At 63.7% G+C, this 24,653-nt stretch carries 18 protein-coding genes; 2 read left to right on the top strand and 16 right to left on the bottom strand.

What is annotated here, in order from left to right; translation table 11 throughout:
- Window positions 1-14 precede the first annotated feature (14 nt).
- The 12 genes from yccS to V3H56_RS25290 all read right to left on the bottom strand — a co-directional run bounded on the left by yccS (window position 15) and on the right by V3H56_RS25290 (window position 17,765).
- Window positions 15-2,198 carry a YccS family putative transporter gene (gene yccS / locus V3H56_RS25345; protein ID WP_042729640.1) on the bottom strand — a complete coding sequence of 728 codons (2,184 nt, stop codon included), beginning with the start codon at window positions 2,196-2,198 and terminating at the stop codon, window positions 15-17.
- 233 nt (window positions 2,199-2,431) lie between these two features.
- Window positions 2,432-3,610, bottom strand: coding sequence for an NAD(P)/FAD-dependent oxidoreductase (locus V3H56_RS25340; protein WP_047735894.1), 1,179 nt, complete (start codon window positions 3,608-3,610; stop codon window positions 2,432-2,434).
- Window positions 3,611-3,805: 195 nt separating this feature from the next.
- Entirely contained in the window at window positions 3,806-5,143 is a 1,338-nt protein-coding gene (dbpA, locus tag V3H56_RS25335; protein ID WP_234407997.1) for an ATP-dependent RNA helicase DbpA, read from the bottom strand.
- A 341-nt stretch (window positions 5,144-5,484) separates the two neighbouring features.
- Window positions 5,485-6,912: a multidrug transporter subunit MdtD gene (mdtD, locus tag V3H56_RS25330; RefSeq protein ID WP_042729642.1), complete on the bottom strand. Its 1,428-nt coding sequence runs from the start codon at window positions 6,910-6,912 to the stop codon at window positions 5,485-5,487.
- Window positions 6,913-7,087: 175 nt separating this feature from the next.
- Window positions 7,088-8,425, bottom strand: coding sequence for a TldD/PmbA family protein (locus V3H56_RS25325; RefSeq protein WP_123579158.1), 1,338 nt, complete (start codon window positions 8,423-8,425; stop codon window positions 7,088-7,090).
- Complete coding sequence (locus V3H56_RS25320; RefSeq protein ID WP_042729644.1) at window positions 8,425-9,867, bottom strand: TldD/PmbA family protein; 1,443 nt, start codon at window positions 9,865-9,867, stop codon at window positions 8,425-8,427. The genes V3H56_RS25325 and V3H56_RS25320 overlap by 1 nt, the downstream gene beginning before the upstream one ends.
- A 538-nt stretch (window positions 9,868-10,405) precedes the next feature.
- Window positions 10,406-12,109, bottom strand: a complete 1,704-nt coding sequence (gene betA, locus V3H56_RS25315) for a choline dehydrogenase (protein ID WP_042729645.1) — start codon at window positions 12,107-12,109, stop codon at window positions 10,406-10,408.
- 221 nt (window positions 12,110-12,330) lie between these two features.
- Window positions 12,331-13,803, bottom strand: a complete 1,473-nt coding sequence (gene betB / locus V3H56_RS25310; RefSeq protein WP_123579715.1) for a betaine-aldehyde dehydrogenase — start codon at window positions 13,801-13,803, stop codon at window positions 12,331-12,333.
- Window positions 13,804-13,883: 80 nt separating this feature from the next.
- Window positions 13,884-14,504 (bottom strand): transcriptional regulator BetI, encoded by a 621-nt coding sequence (gene betI, locus V3H56_RS25305; protein WP_042731602.1) that lies wholly within the window; start codon window positions 14,502-14,504, stop codon window positions 13,884-13,886.
- A gap of 222 nt (window positions 14,505-14,726) precedes the next feature.
- Window positions 14,727-15,905 (bottom strand): choline ABC transporter ATP-binding protein, encoded by a 1,179-nt coding sequence (gene choV, locus V3H56_RS25300; protein WP_042731603.1) that lies wholly within the window; start codon window positions 15,903-15,905, stop codon window positions 14,727-14,729.
- Entirely contained in the window at window positions 15,902-16,747 is an 846-nt protein-coding gene (gene choW, locus V3H56_RS25295; RefSeq protein WP_042731604.1) for a choline ABC transporter permease subunit, read from the bottom strand. Before choW ends, choV begins: the two co-directional genes overlap by 4 nt.
- Before the next feature lie 70 nt (window positions 16,748-16,817).
- Window positions 16,818-17,765, bottom strand: a complete 948-nt coding sequence (locus tag V3H56_RS25290; protein ID WP_042731605.1) for a choline ABC transporter substrate-binding protein — start codon at window positions 17,763-17,765, stop codon at window positions 16,818-16,820.
- 424 nt (window positions 17,766-18,189) lie between these two features.
- Between V3H56_RS25290 and V3H56_RS25285 the strand changes: the two genes are divergently transcribed.
- Window positions 18,190-19,566, top strand: coding sequence for an L-serine ammonia-lyase (locus V3H56_RS25285; RefSeq protein ID WP_338473987.1), 1,377 nt, complete (start codon window positions 18,190-18,192; stop codon window positions 19,564-19,566).
- Between the two features lie 564 nt (window positions 19,567-20,130).
- Complete coding sequence (locus V3H56_RS25280) at window positions 20,131-21,234, top strand: GlxA family transcriptional regulator (RefSeq protein ID WP_042731607.1); 1,104 nt, start codon at window positions 20,131-20,133, stop codon at window positions 21,232-21,234.
- A gap of 43 nt (window positions 21,235-21,277) precedes the next feature.
- Here V3H56_RS25280 and V3H56_RS25275 read toward each other — a convergent pair whose 3' ends face one another.
- From V3H56_RS25275 to V3H56_RS25260, 4 genes are all read right to left on the bottom strand, one after another.
- On the bottom strand, window positions 21,278-21,541 hold the full coding sequence (locus V3H56_RS25275) for a hypothetical protein (protein WP_042731608.1): 264 nt from the start codon (window positions 21,539-21,541) through the stop codon (window positions 21,278-21,280).
- Between the two features lie 299 nt (window positions 21,542-21,840).
- On the bottom strand, window positions 21,841-23,004 hold the full coding sequence (locus tag V3H56_RS25270; RefSeq protein ID WP_338473986.1) for a gamma-butyrobetaine dioxygenase: 1,164 nt from the start codon (window positions 23,002-23,004) through the stop codon (window positions 21,841-21,843).
- Between the two features lie 19 nt (window positions 23,005-23,023).
- On the bottom strand, window positions 23,024-23,500 hold the full coding sequence (locus tag V3H56_RS25265) for a thioesterase family protein (RefSeq protein WP_338473985.1): 477 nt from the start codon (window positions 23,498-23,500) through the stop codon (window positions 23,024-23,026).
- Window positions 23,501-23,676: 176 nt separating this feature from the next.
- Window positions 23,677-24,642: an L-carnitine dehydrogenase gene (locus tag V3H56_RS25260; RefSeq protein WP_338473984.1), complete on the bottom strand. Its 966-nt coding sequence runs from the start codon at window positions 24,640-24,642 to the stop codon at window positions 23,677-23,679.
- Window positions 24,643-24,653 lie beyond the last annotated feature (11 nt).

Here is a 24,653-nt window from a genome sequence, read left to right as displayed (position 1 = left end):
TGGACACCACCGGGTCAGGCCTCACCCGTCTCCTTGATCAAATGCGCCGCCAACGTGCGCAATGGCCCCAACTGACGGCAGATCAACGCCAATTGCGTTTGCACCAGCCGCTGGCCTTCGTCGATCTCGTCGGGCATCTGCTCCAGGGCATTGGCCAGGGCTTCTTCTTCGTCACTTTGCACCGCAATCGGCTGTTTGCTCGCCAGGCCCTGGGCGATTTCATCGATGCTGGTCGCCAGCTTCACTCCCGCCCCGTCGATCAGGTCTTCGCGCACCTGCGCCGGCAGCTCGGTGCCCCGGTGGGCGCCCAGGCCCGAGAGGTAGCTGAGCAGGGTGTGGGACAGCACCAGGAAGCGGAAGCCCACATCGGCTTCCTTACGGAAATGCCCCGGCTCCATCAGCATGTTGGCCAGCGTGGTGGACAGTGCCGCGTCGGCGTTGTGGGCGTTGCGTCGGGCCAGGCGATAAGCCAGGTCATCACTTTTGCCGGCGGCGTACTGCTGCATGATCTGGCGCAGGTAGATGCTGTTGCAGGTCAGCGTATTGGCCAGCACCTTGTTCAGCCTCCGGCCTTGCCAGTCCGGCAGGAACAGGAACACCGCCAGCCCGGCGATCAGGCTGCCGAGCAAGGTGTCGAACAGGCGCGGCAGCAGCAGGCCATAGCCATCGCCCACCTGGTTGAAGCAGAACAGCACCATGATGGTGATCGCTGCCGTTGCCAGGGTGTAGCGGGTCGTGCGGTTGGTGAAGAACACCACCCCGGCGGCAATGGCGAAGCACGACTGCACCAGTGGGTTGGGGAACAGGTCGAACAATGCCCAGGCCACGGTCAGGCCGATGGCGGTGCCGATGATCCGCTGGCCGAGCTTGCGCCGGGTGGCGCCGTAGTTCGGCTGGCAGACGAACAACGTGGTGAGGATGATCCAGTAACCCTGGGACGGGTGGATCATGTGCACCACGGCGTAACCGACGCTCAAGGCCAGGGGCAGGCGCAGGGCATGGCGGAACAGCAGCGAGGTCGGCGTGAACTGGGTGCGCAAGCGTAGCCAGACGTCCTTGAGGTTGCGCGGCGAGCGGTCCAGCAGGCTGCTGTCGGTGGCATCGGCCAGGGCGTCGGGGTTGCTGGCGTCGCTGAGCAGGCGGTCCATGGTGGCCAGGTTCACCGACAATGCCCGCAGCGACCGCAGCAGACCGCGCCAGGCCGGATTGCTCTGGATCCGCAGGTGCTCCAGGGAGGCGTGCAGGTCGTTGAGGGCTTCGGCGAAGGTGTCGTCGTAGACGAACGGCTGGCGCAACTGGATCGATTCGGCCAGGGCCTGGCAGGCCTTGCCTTGCTGGCGCAGGAGGCGCTGGCAGCGGAACAGCACGTCGCTGTGGAAGAACGCCTCGGCCAGGGCGTTGTACGGGTAGTGAGACGAGCTGGCGCGCTCGTGGATGTCCTGGGCCAGGAAGTACAGCTTCAGGTAGCGGCTGACTTTCGACCCCGGCCGGCCGTTGCCAACGCGGTGCAGGATGATCTCCTTGGCGCTGTTGAGGGCGGCGACCACCCGACCGTTCTGCTGGGCCAGTTCCAGGCGTCGCGCTTCGATGTCCAGTTGGCGGATCGGTTCGAGCAGCGACGACTTGAGCTTCAGATAGCGCCCCAGCTCGCGAAACAGCCGCGCCAGGCTCTGCTGCACCGGCTGGTTGGAAAACAGCGCGTGCCACAGCACCGAGAGCAGGCCGTACCACGCCGCGCCAGCGACCAATAGCGAGGGCTCGTGCCAGAAGTCGGTGACCGCGCCACCGCGTTGGTCCACGCCGATCACCGTATAGACCGACAGGATCAAGGTGGCCGAGGCAATCGCGCCGTAGCGTTCGCCCAGGGCACCGAGCATGGTCAGGCCGAAGCTCGCCAGGGCCAGGGCAATGATGAACAGGACGGGATAGGGGAACAGCAACTCCACCGACAGCGCCGCGACGCTGAAACACACCAGCGTGACGACCAGCGCGTTGAGGCGCCCTTGCCAACTGTCGTCGGTCTCGGCCAGTGCACTGGCGATGATGCCCAGGAACAATGGGATCAGCAGGGCCATTTCATCGAGGTACCAGCACAGCCCCATGCTGCCGGTCAGGGCGATGAACACCCGCACGCTATAACTGAACTTATCCAACGCCCAAAGGCGACGCAGAGATTGGCTAAACGAGGTCGATGACATGAAGTGCACGGGCCTGACGGGCAATGACGCTAAATTGAGGCAGTAATGACGCCGACGCAATGGGGGCGATCACATCTGGCAGCAAAAAGTGTTCCGCGCCCCACACGCCGAGCCACTGTGGGAGCGAGCTTGCTCGCGATGGCGTCAGATCTGTCACATTGATATTGACCGAACTACCGCTATCGCGAGCAAGCTCGCTCCCACAGGATTTGTGCCCACATTTGAATCATGAATCAAACGTACTGCGCCGCCGCATAGCCCGAGGCCCAGGCCCATTGGAAGTTGAAGCCGCCCAGGTGCCCGGTGACGTCGAGCACTTCGCCGATGAAGTACAAGCCGGGGCTTTTCAGCGATTCCATGGTCTTGGACGAGACTTCCCGGGTGTCGACGCCGCCCAGGGTCACTTCGGCGGTGCGGTAGCCCTCGGTGCCGGCCGGGACAACGTTCCAGCTCGCCAGCTTCTCGGCGATGTCCGCCAGTTCGGCGTGGGTGTATTGCTTCATGGGCTTGGAGACGAACCAGGTGTCGGCCAGCAGGTTGGCCATCTTCTTGGTGAAGAGCTCGCCGAGCAGGGTCTTCAGTTCGCTGTTGGGGCGTTCGGCCTGCTGCTGTTGCAGCCACTGCGGCACGTCATGGTCGGGCAGCAGGTTGATCTGCACCGTGTCCCCTGGCGTCCAGAACGACGAAATCTGCAGGATCGCCGGGCCGCTCAGGCCGCGATGGGTGAACAGGATGTTCTCGCGAAAACTCTGCTCGTTGCAGCTCACCAGGCAGTCCACCGAGGTGCCGGAGAGCTCGCTGCACAGCGTCTTGAGTTGGTCGGTGATGGTGAAAGGCACCAGGCCGGCGCGGGTCGGCAGCAACTGGTGGCCGAACTGCCGGGCCACTTGATAGCCGAAGCCGGTGGCGCCGAGGGTCGGAATTGACAGCCCGCCGGTGGCGATCACCAGTGATTGGCAGCCGATGGCGCCGAGGGTGGTTTGCAACTGGTAGCCACCTTCGGTCTTGTCGATGTGCTCGATAGAGGTCTCCAGGTGCAGGCTGACGCCGGCCTGGTCGCACTCATCCAGCAGCATGGCGAGGATGTCGCTGGACTTGTTATCGCAGAACAACTGGCCGAGTTTCTTCTCGTGATAAGGCACGTTGTGCTTGGCCACCAGGGCGATGAAATCCCATTGGGTGTAGCGGGCCAGGGCCGATTTGCAGAAGTGCGGGTTCTGCGAGAGGAAGTTGGCTGGTTCGGTGTACAGGTTGGTGAAGTTGCAGCGCCCACCGCCGGACATGAGGATTTTCTTGCCGGCCTTGTTGGCGTGGTCCAGCAACATGACCTGGCGCCCTCGCGCGGCGGCGGTCAACGCGCACATCAGGCCTGCGGCGCCAGCGCCAATGATCACGACTTCGGTAGAGCGCAAAACGGTGTCCTCTGTATGTCTGGGGGCTGGCAGGAGTTTGCTCTTGTGGCGAGGGAGCTTGCTCCCGCTCGAGCGCGAAGCGGTCGCAAAATTAACGAACGCGAACTGTCTGGAGCACCGTGTTCATAGTTTTTTAGGGCTGCTGCGCAGCCCAGCGGGAGCAAGCTCCCTCGCCACAGGGTGAATCGATATCGGTCAGAGGATCCGCACCCGCAACGAGCGGCCCTTGATCTTGCCTTCATTCAGGCGCTTGAGGGCCTGCTTGGCGATGCCGCGTTCCACGGCCACGTAGGCCTGGAAGTCGAAAATCGCGATCTTGCCGACCTGGGCGCCAGGGATGCCGGCCTCGCCGGTCAGGGCGCCGAGGATGTCGCCGGGGCGGACCTTGTCCTTGCGGCCGGCGGCGATGCACAAGGTGCTCATGGCCGGCAGCAGCGGGCCGCCACCCTGGGGCTTGAGATTGTCCAGCTGGTCCCAGTTCAACGGCGCCTTCTGCAGCTGCTCGATGGCCTGGGCGCGGTGGGCTTCGGACGGTGCGACCAGGCTGATGGCGATCCCGGTTTCGCCGGCGCGACCGGTGCGGCCGACGCGGTGGATATGGATTTCCGAATCCCGGGCCAGTTCGACGTTGATCACCATGTTCAGCGCATCGATGTCCAGGCCACGGGCCGCCACGTCGGTGGCCACCAGCACCGAGGTGCTGCGGTTGGCGAACATCGCCAGCACCTGGTCACGGTCGCGCTGCTCCAGGTCGCCGTGCAGGCCGACCGCGGAAATGCCCTTGGACGTCAGATGGTCGACGGTTTCCTGGACCTGCTGCTTGGTGAAGCAGAACGCCACGCAGGACGCCGGGCGGAAATGCGCGAGCACCTTGACCACCGCGTCCATGCGCTCTTCTGGGGCGATCTCGTAGAAGCGCTGCTCGATCTGTGCATCGGAGTGCAGCGCCTCGGCTTTCACCTGCTGCGGGTCACGCATGAACTTGGACGACAATTGCTTGATGCCCACCGGGTAGGTGGCGGAGAACAGCAGCGTCTGGCGGCGTTCCGGGGTCTGCTGGATGATGTCCTCGATGGCGTCGTAGAAGCCCATGTCGAGCATGCGGTCGGCTTCGTCGAGGACCAGCGTGTTGAGGCCGTCGAGCACCAGCGAACCCTTGCGCAGGTGCTGCTGGATACGTCCCGGCGTGCCGACGATGATATGGGCGCCGTGTTCCAGGGAGGCGATCTGCGGGCCGAAGGACACGCCACCGCACAGGGTCAGGACCTTGATGTTGTCCTCGGCGCGAGCCAGGCGGCGGATTTCCTTGGCCACCTGGTCGGCCAGCTCACGGGTCGGGCACATCACCAGCGCCTGGCAACCGAAGAAGCGCGGGTTGATCGGGTTCAGCAGGCCGATGCCGAAGGCCGCGGTCTTGCCGCTGCCGGTCTTGGCCTGGGCGATCAGGTCCATGCCCTTGAGGATCACCGGCAAGCTCTGCGCCTGGATCGGCGTCATCTGGGCATAACCGAGTGATTCGAGGTTAGCCAGCATGGCGGCGGACAGCGGCAAAGTATTAAAAGCGGTGGCAATGGTGGTCACGGGACGGGCCTGCAAAACAAAATGTCGCGCAGTGTAGCAGCCTCTTGCCACTTTCTTTGAAAGTTCTGGACGAGCGTGGTTTTCTCAGGACGATCACGACGGTGCTGATTGTTTGTGGCAAGGGACTTATCTGTGGCGAGGGGATTTATCCCCGTTGGGCTGCGAAGCAGCCCCTCAATCTGTCAGCTCGGTGAGTCAGTCTGATCGCGTTCAACCTTCTTGGGGCTGCTTCGCAGCCCAACGGGGATAAATCCCCTCGCCACAAAAGCTCACCGAAGCCACTCAAGCTCGGTTTAATGCTCGATATGCTCATCCGGCCGCTTCACCCGTCGCCCGTCTTCACGAGACAGTTGAGAGAAAATCGTCGCCGCCAGCATCGCCATGATACCCACCGTCACGAACGTCAACTGGAACGCACCCAACACGGTCTCCACGCCATCGTTGCCCACCTGGGCGGTAAAGCCGCCGAGCAGGGCGCCGGCGCAGGCGACGCCGAGGCTCAGGGACAGTTGCGCCACCACCGACAGCAGGCTGTTGCCGCTGCTGGCACTGGCGTCGTCCAGGTCGATCAGGGTCACGGTGTTCATCGCAGTGAATTGCAGCGAGTTGATCGCCCCCAGCACCGCCAGTTGCGCGAGCAACAGCCAGTACGGCGTCTGTTCGCTGACCAGGCCCATGCTCGCCAGCATCACGCCCAGGGCCAGGGTGTTGCCGGTCAGCACGATGCGATAGCCCAGGCGCTCGATCAGCGGGCGGGCCACGGACTTGGCGACCATGGCGGCGGCCGCCAGGGGCAGCATGCTCATTCCTGCCTGGGACGGTGAGTACCCCAGGGCCACTTGCAAGAGCAACGGCACCAGGAACGGCAGGGCACCGCTGCCCAGGCGCGCGAACAGGTTGCCCAGGATGCCCACGGCGAAGGTCCGGGTCTTGAACAGCGACGGTGCGAACAGCGGGTTTTCGATGTGCCCGGCCCGCAGCCAGTACGCCGCCAGGCAGGCCATGCCACCGAACAGCAGCAACATGACTCGCAAGTGCGGCAAGTGCAGTTCACCGAGGCCTTCCATGGCAATGGTGATCAGCACCATCGCCGCGCCGAACAGCAGGAAGCCCAGGCCGTCGAACCGCGTGCGCTCGCTGCCGCGCAGGTCGGGAATGAACTTCCACACCGCGTAGCAACCGATCACGCCGACCGGCAGGTTGATGATGAAGATCCAGTGCCAGGTCAGGTACTGCACCATCCAACCGCCCATGGTCGGGCCGATCAGCGGGCCGAGCAGGCCGGGAATGGTGATGAAGCCCATGATCCGCACCAGCTCGGAGCGCGGATACGCCCGCAGCACCACGAGCCGGCCGACCGGCAGCATCAGCGCGCCGCCCAGGCCCTGGATCACCCGGGCGCCGATCAGCATGCTCAACGAACTCGACAGGGCGCACAGCAACGAGCCGAAGCTGAACAGCAGGATCGCGCCGAAGAAGATCTTCTTGGTGCCGAAGCGATCGGCGATCCAGCCCGAGGCCGGGATCAGCAGCGCCACCGTGAGCATGTAGGCGATGATCACACCCTGCATGCGCAGCGGGTTTTCGGCCAGGTCGCTGGCCATGGCGGGCAGGGCGGTGTTGAGGATGGTCCCGTCGAGGGACTGCATGAAGAAAGCGATCGCCACCACCCACGGAAGCCAGCGGGCGGTGGTGGCGTCGAGCGGTGCGCGGTTGGGCATGGGACCTCTTGTATGCGTATTGATCGGGCGGTGATGCTTTTGTGGCGAGGGAGCTTGCTCCCGCTCGGCTGCGAAGCAGTCGTAAGCCGGCGGCGGATCATTGAGACACATCGCGCTGGCTGACTTTAGGGCCGCTTCGCAGCCCAGCGGGAGCAAGCTCCCTCGCCACAGGGGCTTACAGCGTCAACGTCAACCGCTTCACCAGCGCTCCCGGCAGCAGCATCGAAGCCGTGGCCCGCTGGCTGTAGGTGCTGGCCGAGAGCAGAAGTTCCCGCTCCCGGGTCAGGCCTTCGAGTTGCGAGCCGAGCAGGCTGTAGACGCTGTCGTCGAAGCGCATGGTGCTGACCGGCGCCTGGATCTGGCCGTCCTCCACCCAGAACGTGGCAAACCGGGTCATGCCGGTCAGTCGGGCGGCGGGTTGGTCCGAGTAGTTCAGGTACCAGAGGTTGCTGATGTACAGGCCGGTGCCGAGGCGGGCGAGGATCTCCTGCTGTGCCAACTGGCCTTCGTCCATGACCAGGGCCGTGGGGTATTCGTAGCTGCTCGCGCCATTGGCGGCGAGGCCATATTCGGCGGCGCTGCGGGAGTTGATCAAGCGGGCACTGGCGGTGCCCTGGGCGATCAACGCCAGGTCGTCACGGGGATAGCCTTCGTCGGAAAAGGCCGGGCTCAGGGAGCCGCTGACCTGTTCACGCAAGCCCACGGCAGGGCTGAAAGCGGCTTCGCCGGCATAGAACTTCTGCAAGGGGCTCTGCTTGCTGGCGATCGCCCGGGCCGAGAAACCGCCCCAACTGAGCATGCCCATGATTTCTTCCAGGGCGGCGGGCGCGAGGTAGGCGCGGTATTCGCCGGGCGGCAGCGTACGCAGCGGCCGGCCGAGAAACGCCAGTTGTTCGCGAGCCTGTGCAAAGCGCCGGGCGAACCCTTCGCTGCTCCAGTCATGCCCGGCGTAGCTGGCTTTGACCGCCTGGCCGTTTTCGTGGAACAGGCTGAAATCGAAGTTGAAGCTGTTGGCCTGATGCCAGCCAAAGGCCCCCGACGAACTGGCGAAACCACGGCTGATGGGGCCGGCGGCGTAGATCCCCACCAGGTCCAGGCCTTCGGCGGCGCGGGCGATCTCGGCCACGGCCTGTTCGGTCTCCGGCAACGGATGATCCTGCACGGCGTGGCTTTGCCAGTGGTTGGGGTTGAGCAGCAGGTATGGGTCGCGAGGCAGCAGCGCCAGGGTCTCGCGAAGCTGGTGCAAGCCTTCTTCCAGGCGCTGCCTGTCGGTCTCGGCCTCGCCGGACAAGGTGATCTGCAGGTCGGCATGGCGCCCCTCGTCGATCAGCTTGAAACTGACGTTGGCCTGTTGCACCTGCCCGGCCTGGCGGACCTTGCCATGGTTGAAGCGCACGAAGGCCGAGGACTCGGCAGCGTAGCCGAGGGTGAACTGTTCAGGCTCACGCAGCGCCGCGCGCAGCCAGTCGACCAATGCCTTGAAGGCTTCGGCCTGGTTATTCATGGTAGCCATCAGGCGTCACCTCCGAACACGTCGACGTTGCTGAACACGCAGGCCGGCGAGGCATGCCCGACGCGAATGACCTGGTTCGGTTCGCCCTTGCCACAGTTCGGGGTGCCCAGCACCTGGGCGGTACTGGCATCGCCCACCGCTCGCAGGCTCTTCCAGAACTGCGCGGAGATACCCCGGTAGTTGGGGTTCTTCACCACGCCCTTGAGCTCACCGTTCTCGATCAACTGGCCCCACTCGCAGCCGAACTGGAACTTGTTGCGGGCGTCGTCGATGGACCAGGAACGATTGGTGCGCATCAGTACGCCGTGCTCGATGCCCTGGATCAGTTGCCCCAGGGACTGGTCGCCGGGTTCGATGTTCAAATTGGCCATGCGGTCGATGGGCGGGCGATTCCAGCCGCAGGCGCGGCTGTTGGCGACGCCGGCAAGGCTCGCGCGAAATTGCGACAGCGCGCCACCCAGCGGGCGCAACAGCCGTCCTTCACGGATGAGGAACTGCTTGCTCGCCGGGCTGCCGTCGTCGTCATGGCTGTAGCTGGCCAGTTCTTCGGGAATGTCCGGGTCGAACGTCACGTTCAACAGGCTGGAGCCGTACTGCAAGTGGCCGAAGTCGCTGGCTTTGACGAAGCTGGTGCCGGCGTAGTTGCGCTCGTCTCCGAGGATGCGGTCCAGCTCCAGAGGATGGCCGATGGACTCGTGGATCTGCAGCATCATCTGGTCCGGCATCAGCAGCAGGTCCCGCGGGCCTTGCGGGGTGTTCGGCGCCATCAACAGTTGCAGGGCCTGGTCGGCGATTTTCGGTCCGGCGCCGATCAGGCCGCAGCGGTCGATCACATCGAAGCCACCTTGCTGGCCGAAGTTCTCGCGGCCCAGGGTGCGAGTCTGGCTGTCCTGGCCGTCGAACGCGGTGACATCCAGGGACGGGTAGATGAACCGCTGGGCCTGACGCAATTCGGCGCCGGCGCTGTTGAGGTAGATCTGCTCGACCTGGGTCAGGCCGATGCTGACCTGCCAGTTCACCAGGCGCTCGTCCTGGGGCACCGCCGCCGATTCGGCGCCGAGCAACTGGTAGCAGTCGCTCAGGGGCGGGAACGCCTGGTCGAAATTCGGTGAGAAATAATCGGCCCGGTCGCTGGCCACTGCCTGCTCGCGCAGGTCGAGCAGTGCATGGGGCTTGAGCCGGCGGGCCTGTTGCTCGGCGCGCTCCAGCGCTGCCTGCAAGCCGGCCTGGGACAGGTCGTTGGTGGCGGCATAGGCCTCCACGCCATTGACCCGCGCGGTGAGCATCGCCCCTTCGTCACGGCTCAGGCTGGGCGGTTCGGCGACATTCTTGCGCACCGACAAATGCTGGCCGGACTCGCGCACATAACGCAGGGAAAAGAATTCGGCGCCCGTGCGCAAGGCAGCAAACCGCTGCTTGAGCTGGGGGTGGAAGTCGAACATTCGGGAACCTCCTTGTCTGGACTGGCGCTGCAGCGAGGTGCGACGCATTGATGCGGCGGCTCTAGAGTAGGCCTGGCCGGGGGAGGGATCAAGGAACAAGGAAATTGTGGATGTCAGGCGGTGTGTCAGTCGATAGAGATGCTGGATAGGCCGGCCGCTTCGCGGGCAAGCCCGCTCCCACAGGTTGATCGTGGGTGGGCACAGGATGTGTGTTCACCGTAGATCCCTTGTGGGAGCGAGCTTGCTCGCGAAGGCGGTGTGTCAGTCGATGGAGATGCTGGATAGACCGGCCGCTTCGCGGGCAAGCCCGCTCCCACAGGTTGATCGTTGGCGGGCACAGGATGTGTGTTCACCGTAGATCCCTTGTGGGAGCGAGCTTGCTCGCGAAGGCGGTGTGTCAGTCGATAGAGATGCTGGATAGGCCGGCCTCTTCGCGGGCAAGCCCGCTCCCACAGGTTGATCGTGGGTGGGCACAGGATGTGTGTTCACCGTAGATCCCTTGTGGGAGCGGGCTTGCCCGCGAAGGCGGCGCTGGGGGTTACTGCCCGGCTGGCGCCAGTTCACGCAGCGGCTTGCCCTTGACCGGTGCGTCGCCGGCCACGTAGTACGGAGCGGTGCTGCGCGGCAGTGGCTTGCGGCCACGGATCTTGTCGGCGATTTTCTCGGCGATCATGATCGTCGGCGCGTTCAGGTTGCCGGTGGTGATGATCGGCATGATCGAGGCATCGACCACCCGCAGGCCTTGCATGCCATGCACGCGGCCTTCGCCGTCCACCACCGCCATGTCGTCGGTGCCCATCTTGCACGAGCACGACGGGTGGAAGGCGGTTTCGGCGTGTTCGCGGATGAACTGATCCAGTTGCTCGTCCGTCTGCACCTCGATCCCCGGGCTGATCTCGCGCCCGCGGAACGGGTCCAGCGCCGGCTGCTGCATGATCTCGCGGGTCAGGCGGATGCCGTCGCGAAACTCCTGCCAGTCCTGCTCGGTCGCCATGTAGTTGAACAGGATGCTCGGGTGTTGGCGTGGGTCCTTGGACTTGGCCTGGATCCGACCGCGGCTGGGCGAACGCATCGAGCCCATGTGCGCCTGGAAGCCATGTTCCTTCACACCGTTGCTGCCGTTGTAGTTAATCGCCACCGGCAGGAAGTGATACTGGATGTTCGGCCAATCGAACTCTGGACGAGAGCGGATGAAACCACCGGCCTCGAACTGGTTGCTGGCGCCGATGCCGGTGCCGTTGAACAGCCACTCGGCGCCGATGGCCGGCTGGTTGTACCAGAGCAGCGACGGGTACAGTGAGACCGGCTGGGTGCAAGCGTATTGCAGGTACAGTTCCAGATGGTCCTGCAGGTTTTCACCGACGCCGGGCAGGTCGTGGACCACCGGGATGTCGAGGCTTTCCAGCAGCTTGGCCGGGCCGACGCCGGAGCGTTGGAGGATCTGCGGCGAGGCGATGGCGCCGGAGCACAGCAGCACTTCCTTGCGGGCCCGGGCTTCGACGCGCTCTTCAGCGGCGCCGACCAGGTAGCGCACGCCCACGGCACGCTTGCCTTCGAACACGATCTTGTCGGTCAGGGCGTGGGTGACGATGGTCAGGGTCGAACGCTTCTTGGCGATGTCGAGGTAGCCGCGAGCCGTGCTGGCGCGACGGCCGTTCGGCGTGACGGTGCGGTCCATCGGGCCGAAGCCTTCCTGCTGGTAGCCGTTGAGGTCATCGGTGCGCGGGTAGCCGGCCTGCACGCCGGCCTCGACCATGGCGTGGAACAGCGGGTTGTTGCCAGCCTTGGGCGTCGTCACGCTGACCGGGCCGTCGCCGCCGTGGTAGTCGTTCGGGCCGATGTCCCGGGTTTCGGCTTTCCTGAAATATGGCAGGCAGTCCAGGTAGGTCCAATCTTCCAGGCCGGGCAGCTTGGCCCAGTTGTCGTAGTCCAGGGCGTTGCCGCGGATGTAGCACATGCCGTTGATCAGCGACGAACCGCCCAGGCCCTTGCCTCGGCCACATTCCATGCGGCGGCCGTTCATGTGCGGCTCGGGATCGGTTTCGTAGGCCCAGTTATAGCGTCGACCTTGCAGTGGGAACGCCAGGGCGGCGGGCATTTGCGTGCGGAAATCCAGGCGATAGTCCGGGCCGCCGGCTTCCAGCAGCAGGACCGTGACGCCTTCGTCTTCGGTCAGGCGGGTGGCCAGGGTGTTACCGGCCGAGCCGGCACCGATGATGATGTAATCGAATTCTTGGGACATGAAAGGCACCCTCTTTTTGAGTTGGGTTCAGGTCGTGGCCGACCGGGCGCCACATTCCCTGTGGCGAGGGAGCTTGCTCCCGCTCGGCTGCGCAGCAGTCGTCAATCAGGCGACCGGTTCTGTCTGGATGACGATGAGCCCGGAAGCATGGGGCTGCTTTGCAGCCCAGCGGGAGCAAGCTCCCTGGCCACCAAAAGCCCCAGTCCAGGTTCCGTCTCGGTTCAGAACACCGACGCGTAATCGCCCAGCTCGACCTGTACCGACTTGATGCGCGTGTAGTTGTTCAGCGAACTGAGGCCGTTCTCGCGGCCCACGCCCGATTGCTTGTAGCCGCCCACCGGCATTTCGGCGGCGGACTCGCCCCAGGCGTTGATCCAGCAGATGCCGGCTTCGAGCTGGTGGATCACGCGGTGGGCGCGGTTCAGGTCGCGGGTCACGACGCCGGCGGCGAGGCCGAAGTCGGTGTCGTTGGCGCGGCGGATCACTTCTTCTTCGGTGTCGTAGGCGAGGATGCTCATCACCGGGCCGAAGATCTCTTCACGCACGATGGTCATCTCGTCGGTGCAGTCGGTGAACACGGTCGGGGCGACGAACGCGCCCTTGGCGAATTCGCCCTCGGTCAACCGAGCGCCGCCGCACAGCAGCCGAGCGCCTTCGGCCTTGCCTTTCTCGATGTAGCCCAACACGCTTTCCATGTGGGCGAAGCTCACCAGCGGGCCGAAGTTGGTGTTCTCGTCTTCCGGGTTGCCAACGCGGATGCGTGCCACGCGCTCGACGATCTTGGCTTCGAACGCCGCCTTGAGGTGGCTCGGGACGAACACGCGGGTGCCGTTGGTGCAAACCTGGCCGGAACTGTAGAAGTTGGCCATCATCGCGGTGTCGGCGGCGCGATCCAGGTCGGCGTCGTCGAAGATGATCAACGGCGACTTGCCGCCCAGTTCCATGGTCACGTCCTTGAGCGACGAGCTCGAGGCGCTGGCCATGACTTTCTTGCCGGTGTCGGTGCCGCCGGTGAAGGAAACCTTCTCGATGCGCGGGTGCTCGGTCAGCCAGGTGCCGACTTCACGGCCGCTGCCGGTCAGGACGTTGAACACGCCTGCCGGAACGCCGGCCTCGGTGTAGATCTCGGCCAGTTTGAGGGTGGTCAGCGACGTGACTTCGCTCGGCTTGAAGATCATGGCGTTGCCGGCCGCCAGGGCAGGGGCCGACTTCCACAGGGCGATCTGGATCGGGTAGTTCCACGCACCGATACCGGCCACCACGCCCAATGGCTCGCGGCGGGTGTAGACGAACGAAGTGGTGCGCAGCGGCACCTGCTCGCCTTCGATGGCAGGCACCAGGCCGGCGTAGTATTCCAGCACGTCGGCGCCGGTCACGATGTCGACGTAGCGGGTTTCGGAATAGGCCTTGCCGGTGTCGAGGGTTTCCAGGGCCGCCAGTTCATCGTTGCGCTCGCGCAGGATGTCCACGGCCCGGCGCAGGATGCGCGAACGCTGCATGGCGGTCATCGCGGCCCAGACTTTCTGGCCCTTTTCAGCGCTGACCACGGCGCGCTCGACGTCTTCCTTCGTTGCACGCTGCACCAGGGCGAGCACTTCACCGTTGGCAGGGTTGATGGCTTCGAAAGTGGCGTCGCCGCTGGCATCGCTGTAGGCGCCATCGATGTAGAGTTTTTGCAGTTCGAAACGGGCCATAAAATCCTCGCAAGTGCATGAGTGGTTGGCTGCCACCGGGAGCGTGTCGTTTACAGCTGACTACGCGGTTCGGTGACGGTTCAGGAACCGAGCGATTCTGTGTGCTCTGACGTTCCTGCCTTGGCCAGTTGGAAGTCCATGTATTCGTAAGCGATCCGGTGCGCCTGGGCGGTATCGAACGCGTCTCCCGACAACGCCCCGCGCAGCCACAAGCCGTCAATCAGCGCGGCCAGGCCCCGCGCCGCACTGCGGGCCTCATCGAGGGGCAATGCGCGGCGGAACTGGCAACACAGGTTGGAATACAGACGGTGATCGTTGATCCGCTGCAACCTGTGCAGTGACGGGTGATGCATGCTGGTGGCCCAGAAGGCCAGCCAGGTTTTCATGGCCGGGCCATTGACCTGGCTGGCGTCGAAGTTGCCTTCGATGATCACCTGCAGGTGGGCCCGTGGGCTGGAATCCTCGAGCGCCTGGCGTCGCGCGGTGACGTTCTCGCTCAGGACAGTCATCAGGTACTGGGCCGTAGCCGCGATCAGGCCGTTCTTGTCCTGAAAGTAGTGACTGATGATGCCGTTCGAGACACCCGCCAGACGGGCGATCAGCGCGATGCTGGCGTCCCCCATGCCCACCTGATCGACCGCCTGCAACGTGGCTTCGATCAATTGCTGGCGGCGGATGGGTTGCATACCGACCTTGGGCATTGGGTGACTTCTCCTCGGTCTTGATGGGTGAGGAAGAGTCTATTTTGTTTTGATTGAACGTTCAATCAATAAAAAATCGAACGGTTTTCGAGAAGCAAGCACTCACGGTCCATAAAGCAAAAACCCTGTGGGAGCGGGCTTGCTCGCGAAGCGCTATGCCGCCACCCAATCGTGACGTAGACACCGCATTCGCGAGCAAGCCCGCTCCCACAGGGTTGAGGCTTAGCCCAGGTTCTTGCCGAGCAGGGCGTGGTACAGCTCGCTGTCACCGAGGATCCCGACCACTTTCTGGTTATCGTGAAGCACCAGTTTGTTGCCGGTCTGGTAGCGGATCTGCAAGGCATCGCGCATGCCGATGTTGGAGTCCACCAGGGTCGGACGGCGGCCCAGTTCTTCCACCGATTGGCCCGGTGCCCAGTTTTGCAGGTCCAGTGCTGCGCCGTTCTGTCGGGCGCCCTTGATGGTGTTGCCTTCGGCCAGGTCGAGCCAGGAGTCGCCGCCCGGGTCCAGGCAGACCGAACCGTTGATGCGCTTGCAGTTGTCCAGGGTGCGCATCAGGCTGCGACCGCAGAGCACGTTGAGCGGGTTGGTGTGGGCAACGAAGGTGCGCACGTAGTCGTCCGCCGGGTTCAGCACGATTTCTTCCGGCTTGCTGTACTGGATGATCTTGCCATCCTTCATGATCGCGATCCGGGTGCCCAGTTTCAGGGCTTCGTCCAGGTCATGGCTGACGAACACGATGGTCTTTTGCAGTTTGCGTTGCAGTTCCAGCAGTTCGTCCTGCAAACCCTGGCGGATCAGTGGGTCGAGGGCCGAGAACGGTTCGTCCATCAGCAGGATGTCGGCGTCCATCGCCAGGGCGCGGGCCAGGCCGACCCGTTGCTGCATACCGCCGGACAGCTCGTCGGGTTTCTTGTTGCGCCACTGGGTCAGGCCCACCAGCTCGAGTTTTTCATCCACCAGCTTGCGCCGTTCCTTCTCGGGACGGCCCTGCATTTCCAGGCCGAAGCTGATGTTCTCGCGCACGGTCAGCCAAGGCATCAGGGCGAACTTCTGGAACACCATGGCGATGCGCTTGGTGCGCATCATCTTCAGTTCTGCGGGGGAGCAGGAGGCGATGTCGATCTGCCGCCCTTCGTGCTCGACGAACAACTTGCCGCGGCTGACGGTATTCAAGCCGTTGATGCAGCGCAGCAGGCTGGATTTGCCTGAGCCGGAAAGACCCATCAGGACACAGATTTCGCCCTTCTCGATGGACAGGCTGGCCTTCTCCACGCCGACGATCAGGCCGGTCTGCTGCAGGATCTCGGGGCGCGAAAAACCCTTGTCCAAGAGTTCCAGCGCGGCCTTGGGACGGCTGGAGAAAATAACATCGACGTCTTCGAAACGAATGATGCTCATGCGTCACCCCCTACCTTGGCGTCGGGTTGTTTGCAGATTCGGTCGAGCATGATCGCCAGCAATACGATCGCCAGGCCTGCTTCGAAGCCCAGGGCGATATCAGCGGTGTTCAGTGCGTTGACCACGGGTTTGCCCAGGCCATCGGCACCTACCAGTGCGGCGATCACCACCATCGACAACGACAGCATGATGCACTGGGTGATACCGGCCGCGATGCTCGGCATCGCATGGGGCAGTTCGATACGCGACAGGAGCTGGCGACGGGAGCAGCCAAAGGCCTTGCCCGCGTCCATCAATTCTTCCGGAACGTCGCGGATGCCCAGGTAAGTCAGGCGGATGGGCGCGGCAATCGCGAACACCACCGTGGAGATCAGGCCCGGGACCACACCCAGACCGAACAGGGTCAGGGTAGGAATGAGGTAGACGAAGGTCGGTACGGTCTGCATCAGATCGAGTACCGGACGCATCAGGGTGTAGAACATCGGCTTGTGCGCGGCAACAATGCCCAGCGGCACACCGATCACGACGCAGACCAGGGTAGCGAAGAGCACCTGGGCCAGGGTTTCCATGGTTTCCTGCCAGTACCCCAGGTTGAGGATCAGCAGGAAGGAGGCGATGACGAATACGGTGAGGCCCCATTTGCGCTGGATGAAATGCGCCAGCAGGGCTATGAGGCCGATCAAGGCCAGTGGGTTGAACCAGGTCAGCGCAAACGTCACGCCGTGAATCATCGTTTCCAGGAACAGTGCGATGGAGTCGAAGGTGCTGGCGCCAACTTGCGTCAACCATTCGACAAAGCCCGCAATGTACTGGCCTAAAGGTATTTTCTGATCAATGAGCATGGTAGTGAACGTCCGCATGCAAGGGATAAACAGCACGGGCGAGCGAACTCGCCCGGCATAACATGAGCGATTACTGCGCGAGCTTGGCTTTCACGGCCTCCAGGCCAGGTTTACCGTCAATGGTGGTCACGCCAGCGAGCCAGGTATCGAGCACCTGTGGGTTTTTCTTCAGCCAGGCCTTGGCCGCGGCTTCAGGTTTCATCTTGTCGTCCAGGACGTTGCCCATCAGCGAGCTTTCCATGTCGACGGTGAATTCGAGGTTCTTCAGCAGTTGCCCAACGTTGCTGCATTCCTGGCTGTAGCCTTTGCGCGTGTTGGTGGCCACGGTGGCGGCGCCGAAGTCCGGGCCGAAGAAGTCATCGCCGCCGGTCAGGTACTGGATCTTGAAGCGGGTGTTCATCGGGTGCGGTGCCCACCCCAGGAACACCACGTCGGTGCCGCGTTTGGAGGCGCGGTCAACCTGCGAAAGCATGCCGGCTTCGCTCGATTCGACCACTTTGAAACCGGCGTCCTTCAGGCCGAAGGCGTTCTTGTCGATCATGCTCTGGATCAGGCGGTTGCCGTCGTTGCCGGGTTCGATCCCGTAGATCTTGCCGTCCAGTTCCTTCTTGAATTTGGGGATGTCGGCGAAGTCGTGCAGGCCTTTGTCATACAGACCCTGGGGGACGGCGAGGGTGTACTTGGCGCCCTTGAGGTTGGTGCGCACGGTCTCCACGGTGCCGGCATCGCGGTAGGCCTTGATGTCGTTCTCCATGGTCGGCATCCAGTTGCCGAGGAACACGTCCATGTTCTTGCCGTCGGCCAGGGACTTGTAGGTCACCGGTACGGAGATCATGGTGGTCTTGGTCTTGTAGCCCAGGGCTTCGAGTACCACGCTGGTGGTGGCGGTGGTCACGGTGATGTCGGTCCAACCGACGTCGGAAAAGTTAACGGTGCTGCATTGTGCGGGTTCTGCAGCGTTGGCCAGCATCGGAAGACTCAGGATGGCGGCCAACAACAACGGCGTGGAACCTTTCATGGGTGGACTCCTGGTGTTTTATCGGCGGTGTCCTGTCAGGACAGCCGCACGCTTTTTGGATGTTGCGGTTGGCGGCGCGTGGGCACTCTCTGACACGCGGCCTTGCAAACGAGCCGTAACTGATCATGTACCAGCGCAAATCTGACGCCTACAGGGTGGGTCGTATCCAGTACAGGGATGGTCGCATCCAGTGTCGGTGACGTCGTTTACAGATTTTTTCCGCCCCAGGGAGCCCTCTGACACGCAGAAAAACGGCGGAAACGGAGCAAAAGAGCGGCGGCGTTGGCGGGCATGATTGCGTCGGTGTCAGACGTCGGGCACCTGGGCAAAAGCCGGATGATGCGGCCATCCCGGCGTTGAGCGTAGCAGCTCCGTCACCGGACGCTTCGGCGCCCGCACATGCCCGTTCTGGAGACTCTCGGCAATGGCAATCAGCGTTTTCGACCTGTTCAAAATCGGTATCGGCCCGTCCAGTTCCCATACCGTGGGGCCCATGCGTGCGGCGGCGTTGTTTGTCGAGGCGTTGCGGGCCAAGGCCTTGCTGCACGACGTGCGCCGGGTCGAGGTGCAGTTGTACGGTTCGTTGTCGGCCACCGGCATTGGCCATGGCAGCGACAACGCGGTGATCATGGGGCTGATGGGCGAATGGCCCGACGCGATCGATCCGTCGCAAATCGGTACGCGCATCGCGCTGCTGCGGGAAACCGAAACCCTGTTGCTCGATGGCCGCCTGCCGGTGCCGTTCATTTGGTCGCGGGACATGCGCCTGATCGACGAGAACCTGCCGTTCCACCCCAACGCGATGACGCTGGTGGCCGAGGGCGACAGCGGCGAGCTGCACCGTGACACCTATTATTCCGTCGGCGGCGGCTTCGTCGTCGACCAGGCCCAGGCGTCCAGTGGCGTCGTGGACCTGGACACCACACAACTGCCTTACGATTTTTCCAGCGCCGAGGAGTTGCTCGAACTGTGTCGCACCCACAACCTGCGGGTGGCCGAATTGATGATGGCCAACGAAAAGGTCTGGCGCTCGGAGGAAGAGATTCGCACCGGGCTGATGAAACTCTGGCGCGCCATGCAAGATTGCGTCGAGCACGGCCTCAAGCATGAAGGCATTCTTCCGGGTGGTTTGAATGTGCGCCGGCGCGCGGCCAAGCTGCACCGCAGCCTGCAAGAGTTGAACAAGCCGAACGTCATCGGCTCGACCCTCAGTGCCATGGAATGGGTCAACCTGTTCGCCCTGGCGGTCAACGAGGAAAACGCCGCCGGCGGGCGCATGGTCACGGCGCCGACCAACGGCGCGGCGGGGATCATCCCGGCGGTGCTGCATTACTTCATGAAATTCAGCGAGGCCGTCACCGACGCCAACGTGGTCGATTACTTCCTCGGGGCGGCGGCGGTGGGGATCCTGTGTAAGAAGAATGCTTCGATCTCCGGTGCCGAAGTCGGCTGCCAGGGCGAAGTGGGTTCGGCTTGCGCCATGGCGGCGGCCGGCCTGGCGGAGATCCTCGGCGCCACGCCGGAGCAATTGTGCAACGCCGCGGAAATCGGCCTGGAACACAACCTCGGCCTGACCTGCGACCCGGTCGGTGGCCTGGTGCAGGTGCCGTGCATCGAGCGCAATGCAATCGCCGCGGTGAAAGCCATCAACGCCGCACAAATGGCGCTGCGCGGTGACGGCCAGCACTTCATTTCCCTGGACCGGGTGATCCGCACCATGCGCGATACCGGTGCCGACATGCATGACAAATACAAAGAGACTTCGCGCGGTGGCTTGGCGGTCAGTGCGGTGGAGTGCTGAGGCACGCACTGCCGGGGCTCTCTGTGGCGAGGGAGCTTGCTCCCGCTGGGTTGCGCAGCAACCCCAAGGCCTGATCTCGTCTCAATAGGATTTGCGACCGCTGCGCGGTCGAGCGGGAGCAAGCTCCCTCGCCACGGGTTACGCTTCAAATCGCTCGAAAAATGAGCAGTCGGACGAAATGCGCCACCTTTTAGCGCGTCGCAAACAGACAAGCCCCCCCATGACGAACCGGCCCTTGCATAGCACTCGACCGTTCGTCATCCGCGCCTGTGGTGATACCCGTCGCGCAAGCGGCGCAGCCCAGTTCCCACAAGTGCTACCGAACTGCTCACAGCTCGCTGTGACAGCCGCTTGTCGCCACTGATGGCGCCTGTAACCCATGCCGAACGCGTGCCCTGTGTAGACGGGTTGCGATGTCGTTTTCAGGATTTATTGAATACACATTCAATTTTAGGCACGGCATTTGCTCTACCCCGATAAAGCCCGTCTCTCGCCAGAGAACGATGGCCATAACAAGAGCCTCCGCCTGAGGCCGTCACCCGCTTTGTGTGAGGAGATACCGCGATGACGACGTCCAACTCCGGGGCCCAACCCCAGAACCGTGCGCCTCAATCCATCGGCTTTTTGCTGCTGGACAATTTCACGCTGATTTCCCTGGCGTCCGCGGTAGAACCGCTGCGCATGGCCAACCAGTTGTCCGGTCGCGAGCTGTATCGCTGGACCACCCTCACCGTCGATGGCGGGCAAGTCTGGGCCAGTGACGGCCTGCAGATCACCCCGGACGCCTCGATGCACAAGGCACCACCGCTGGACACCGTCATCGTCTGTGGCGGCATCGGCATCCAGCGCACCGTGACCCGCGAACACGTGTCATGGCTGCAAGGCCAGGCCCGTCAATCCCGACGCCTCGGTGCCGTCTGCACCGGCAGTTGGGCCCTGGCCTGCGCCGGCCTGCTGGACGGTTTCGATTGCAGCGTGCACTGGGAATGCCTGGCCGCGATGCAGGAAGCCTTCCCGCGGGTCTCGATGAGCACCCGGCTGTTCACCCTCGACCGCAACCGTTTCACCAGCTCCGGCGGCACTGCGCCGTTGGACATGATGCTGCACTTGATCAGCCGCGATCACGGTCGCGAACTGTCGGCGGCGATCTCGGAAATGTTCGTCTATGAGCGCATCCGCAACGAGCAGGATCACCAGCGTGTGCCGCTCAAGCACATGCTCGGCACCAACCAGCCGAAGTTGCAGGAAATCGTCGCGCTGATGGAAGCCAATCTCGAAGAGCCGATCGACCTGGATGAACTGGCGGTGTATGTCGCCGTGTCCCGGCGCCAGTTGGAGCGGTTGTTCCAGAAGTACCTGCACTGCTCGCCGTCGCGCTACTACCTCAAGCTGCGGCTGATTCGTGCACGGCAACTGCTCAAGCAGACGCCGATGTCGATCATCGAAGTGGCGTCGGTGTGTGGCTTCGTCTCCACGCCGCACTTCTCCAAGTGCTACCGCGAATACTTCGGCATTCCACCGCGCGACGAGCGCGTCGGTTCCAACACCACGCAGCAGGTGGCGATGATGCCGTTGCCGCAGGCCCTGGTCCTGTCGCCGCTGTCCGGTCCGCTGTCGGCGCTGAGCCAGGCGCGCAACGAGTCGACGTTTGCCAGCGTAAGGCTCTGAGCCGAGGGCTTTTGTGGCGAGGGAGCGAGCTCCCTCGCACGGGTCAGGCGCTGTGGTTTTGCTGATACTCCGTCAGCGCCGGCAACAGCTGCTTGTCGATGGCCTGGCGCACCGCTGGCAGGATGGTTGCGCTGCTGGTGTACATGTCCTTGACCATCCGTCGCAATTCATTGGCGCGTTCCCTGTCCAGGCCTCGCACGGCGCACTCGCACGCCTGTTCGGCGGTGGCACCGCTGGGTATCTGGAGCCCCAGGGCCTTGAGCTGGCCCAACAGGTCTTCCTGGTCGATCAAATCGGCGTGCATCATGACGCTTTTTCCTTGTTCCGGGAGTGGGGTCGTGACTCGATTCTGGTAGCCACCCGGAATGGCGGCAAGGGCAAATTGTCGCAATGGCCCGGATGGCTATGAGCGTGTCGTTTTCGGCTAATTGAGCCGGATCGGGACTGGGCACACTGAGCTCCAAGCTGAATCACGATGGTTTGGTCACCCTCGCGCGACGGCTCCTCCAGTAACGCACCTGCCCCGATCCTGTCACGGCTTGATCGGGGATTTTTTTGCCTGTGTGAATCAGGCGTGATGGGGTGTTGGACAGGCCGCATCGCGCGCTAGCGCTGCAACACCCGGATGCGCGACAACAACTCATCCCGGTCCACGTAGCAGCCCTGGAAATGCCGGGCCCCGGTGGCCGGGTCGAACGCGTTGCGGGCGTGGAGGGTGCGACGGTTGTCGAAGCACCAGAGCTGGCCGGGTTCGAGCCGCCGGACCAGGCGCAACCGCGGCTCGCGGGTCAGGGCGATCAAGCGCCGATAGGCGCGGTAAAGCCCGGGCATCTGTTCGGCCGAGGTGTCGAACGGCCCCCGCAGAAAGTTCGCCATACGGATTTCCGCCACGTGCCCGAGGGCATCCAGGGCGATGATCGGTGCCAGGCAGCGGTAGTCGCTGTGGCGGTCCTTGTTGCGAAATTCCACCGGTATGCGGCACAACGCCTCGAAGTCGTCGGGGGCTTCCTGGCGCAGGGCCTCGGCCACCGCAAAACCATCGACGAAGATGCTTTCGCCACCCTGGGCGTCATTGACCAGGCAATGCAGGAACTGCAGGCCCGGTTGCAATTCACGGGTCGGCAGGTCGCTGTGCAGCGGCAGGTTGAAGGCGGTGTAGGCGTTGCTGTCGGCGTCGGCCTTGGATTGCACATTGAACAGCACGCCGAAGTTGCTTTCGCGGATGAACGAGATCCGCTGGGCAAGCCGTTGCAGCGAGCCGGGCTCGGTGGGCACGCCGCGCACCTGGGTCAGGCCGATGTCCCGTACCGCCAGCAACCATTGCAGCAACGCGTCGGCGTCTTCCACCACCGCCTGGTAGTCGAACACCGGCAAGGGCAGGTCGTGTTGCCACAGCCGGTGCTGGGGCTTGCTCGCCAGGCGCTCGGTCCTGGACGGCCCATCGTAGGCGTGGGCGCGCAACCAGCCGGGGTCGAAGCGGCTCTGATGGCCGTCCTGCCAGTCCACGCACAGGCAGCCTTCGTCGTCGAGCCAGGTCGTGTCGGGTGCCAGGTCTTCAGGCACGTCGACGATCTCCAGCACCTGCTCGCGGGTAACACTGTAGACGCATTGGGGGCACGGGCAGTTGTCCCGCAACCACTGATGATGGAATGGGCTGACCCGGCCGTCGGCCCAGGTGACCAGCACCTGATCGGCCAGAGGCTTCACGGTGTCCAGTGCGCACACCAGCGGGTAGCTGCGAAAATCGGCAAAAGCGGCGGCGGTTTTCATGACGGCTCCTGTTCGACGTCTAGCGGGCGGGCGGCAAGGCGATGACCCGGCCGATGCAGTCTGGGGGCGGCAGGTCGGATTGTTCATCCAGCAGAGCCCGGAGTTTGCCCAGGGTCTGTTCCGGGAAGGGCGCCGAGCGTGGGCCGGCCAAGTTGACGTGCAATAGCATCTGCTCATTGCCCGCCAGCGCCTTGTCACCGCCGGCCAGGTGCAGGCTGTGATAGATATGCAGGCGCTTGGCGTCATGGCCGATGATTTGCGTATGCACCTCGACGTTGGCGTCGACCTTCACTTCGTGCAGGTAGTTGAGGTGCAGTTCGAGGGTGAACAGTGAGTGGCCGCTGGCGTCGCGGTTCTGGCTGTCCATGCCGAGCCTGTCCATCAGCACGTCGGTGGCGTAGCTGAAAATCAGCAGGTAGTAGGCATCGCGCAAGTGGCCGTTGTAGTCGACCCATTCGGGGCGGATGTGGGTTTGGTAGGTGGTGAGGGTGGGCATGGCAAAACTCCACAGATGGGTGCAGGTGTACACGTGTGTGGCGAGGGAGCTTGCTCCCGCTGGGGGCGGAGCCCCCCAAAACCTGATATCGCGGTGTTTCAGAAACACCGCGTCTGCTGATTGGCGACCGCTTCGCGGCCGAGCGGGAGCAAGCTCCCTCGCCACAGGGATCGCGTTCAGTCAGTAAACGCCATCCCATGTTTCGCTTTGGTGGTCTTCACCGCCTCCAGCACCGCCAGCAGACAGTCATCGCGATAACGTTCCAGAGCCGAGATGCTGTGGTTGCCCAGTTGCGCGCTCGTGCCCTCGACCACGTCGTCGATCAGCTTCTCGGTCAGTTCCGGCGCCGGCAGGTAGGTCCACGGCAGTTGCAGCGCCGGGCCGAACTGGTTCATGAAGTGACGCATCCCGGCGTCGCCGCCAGCCAGGGTGTAGGTTAAAAACGTGCCCATGAGCGACCAGCGCAAGCCGGCACCGAAGCGGATGGCGTCGTCGATTTCGCCGGTGGTCGCCACGCCGTCGTTGACCAGGTGCAGGGCTTCGCGCCACAGCGCTTCGAGCAGCCGGTCGGCGATGAAGCCGGGCACTTCCTTGCGCACGTGCAGCGGTCGCATGCCCAGGGACGTGTACACCTGTATCGCTGCCTGCACCGCTTCCGGCGCGGTGTTCCGGCCGCCCACCACTTCCACCAGCGGCAGCAGGTAGACCGGGTTGAACGGATGCCCGACCACGCAACGTTCCGGGTGAGTGGCGCCCTCGTAGAACTCGCTGGGCAGCAACCCCGACGTGCTGGAGCCGATCAGTGCGTCGGGCTTGGCGGCGGCGCTGATGCGGCTGTGCAGGTCGAGTTTCAGCTCCAGGCGCTCGGGAGCGCTTTCCTGGATGAAGTCGGCGTCGCGCACGCATTCCTCGACGGTGGCGACAAAGCGCAGCCGATCCTGGGATGCACCCGGCGCCAGGCCTTGTTTCTCCAGCGCACCCCAAGCACTGGCGACGCGCTTGCGCAACGCCGCTTCAGCCCCGGGCGCCGGGTCCCAGGCCACGACGTCCAGCCCGTGGGCCAGGGCTCGGCTGACCCAGCCGCTGCCGATGACTCCGCTGCCCAGGGCGGCGAAGGTTTTGATGTCGGTGATAAAGCTCATGGTGATTTCCT

The organism is Pseudomonas sp. MS646 (genome assembly GCF_036693845.1).
GTDB lineage: Bacteria > Pseudomonadota > Gammaproteobacteria > Pseudomonadales > Pseudomonadaceae > Aquipseudomonas > Aquipseudomonas chlororaphis_E.
This window is presented reverse-complemented; position numbering and strand designations above follow the sequence as displayed.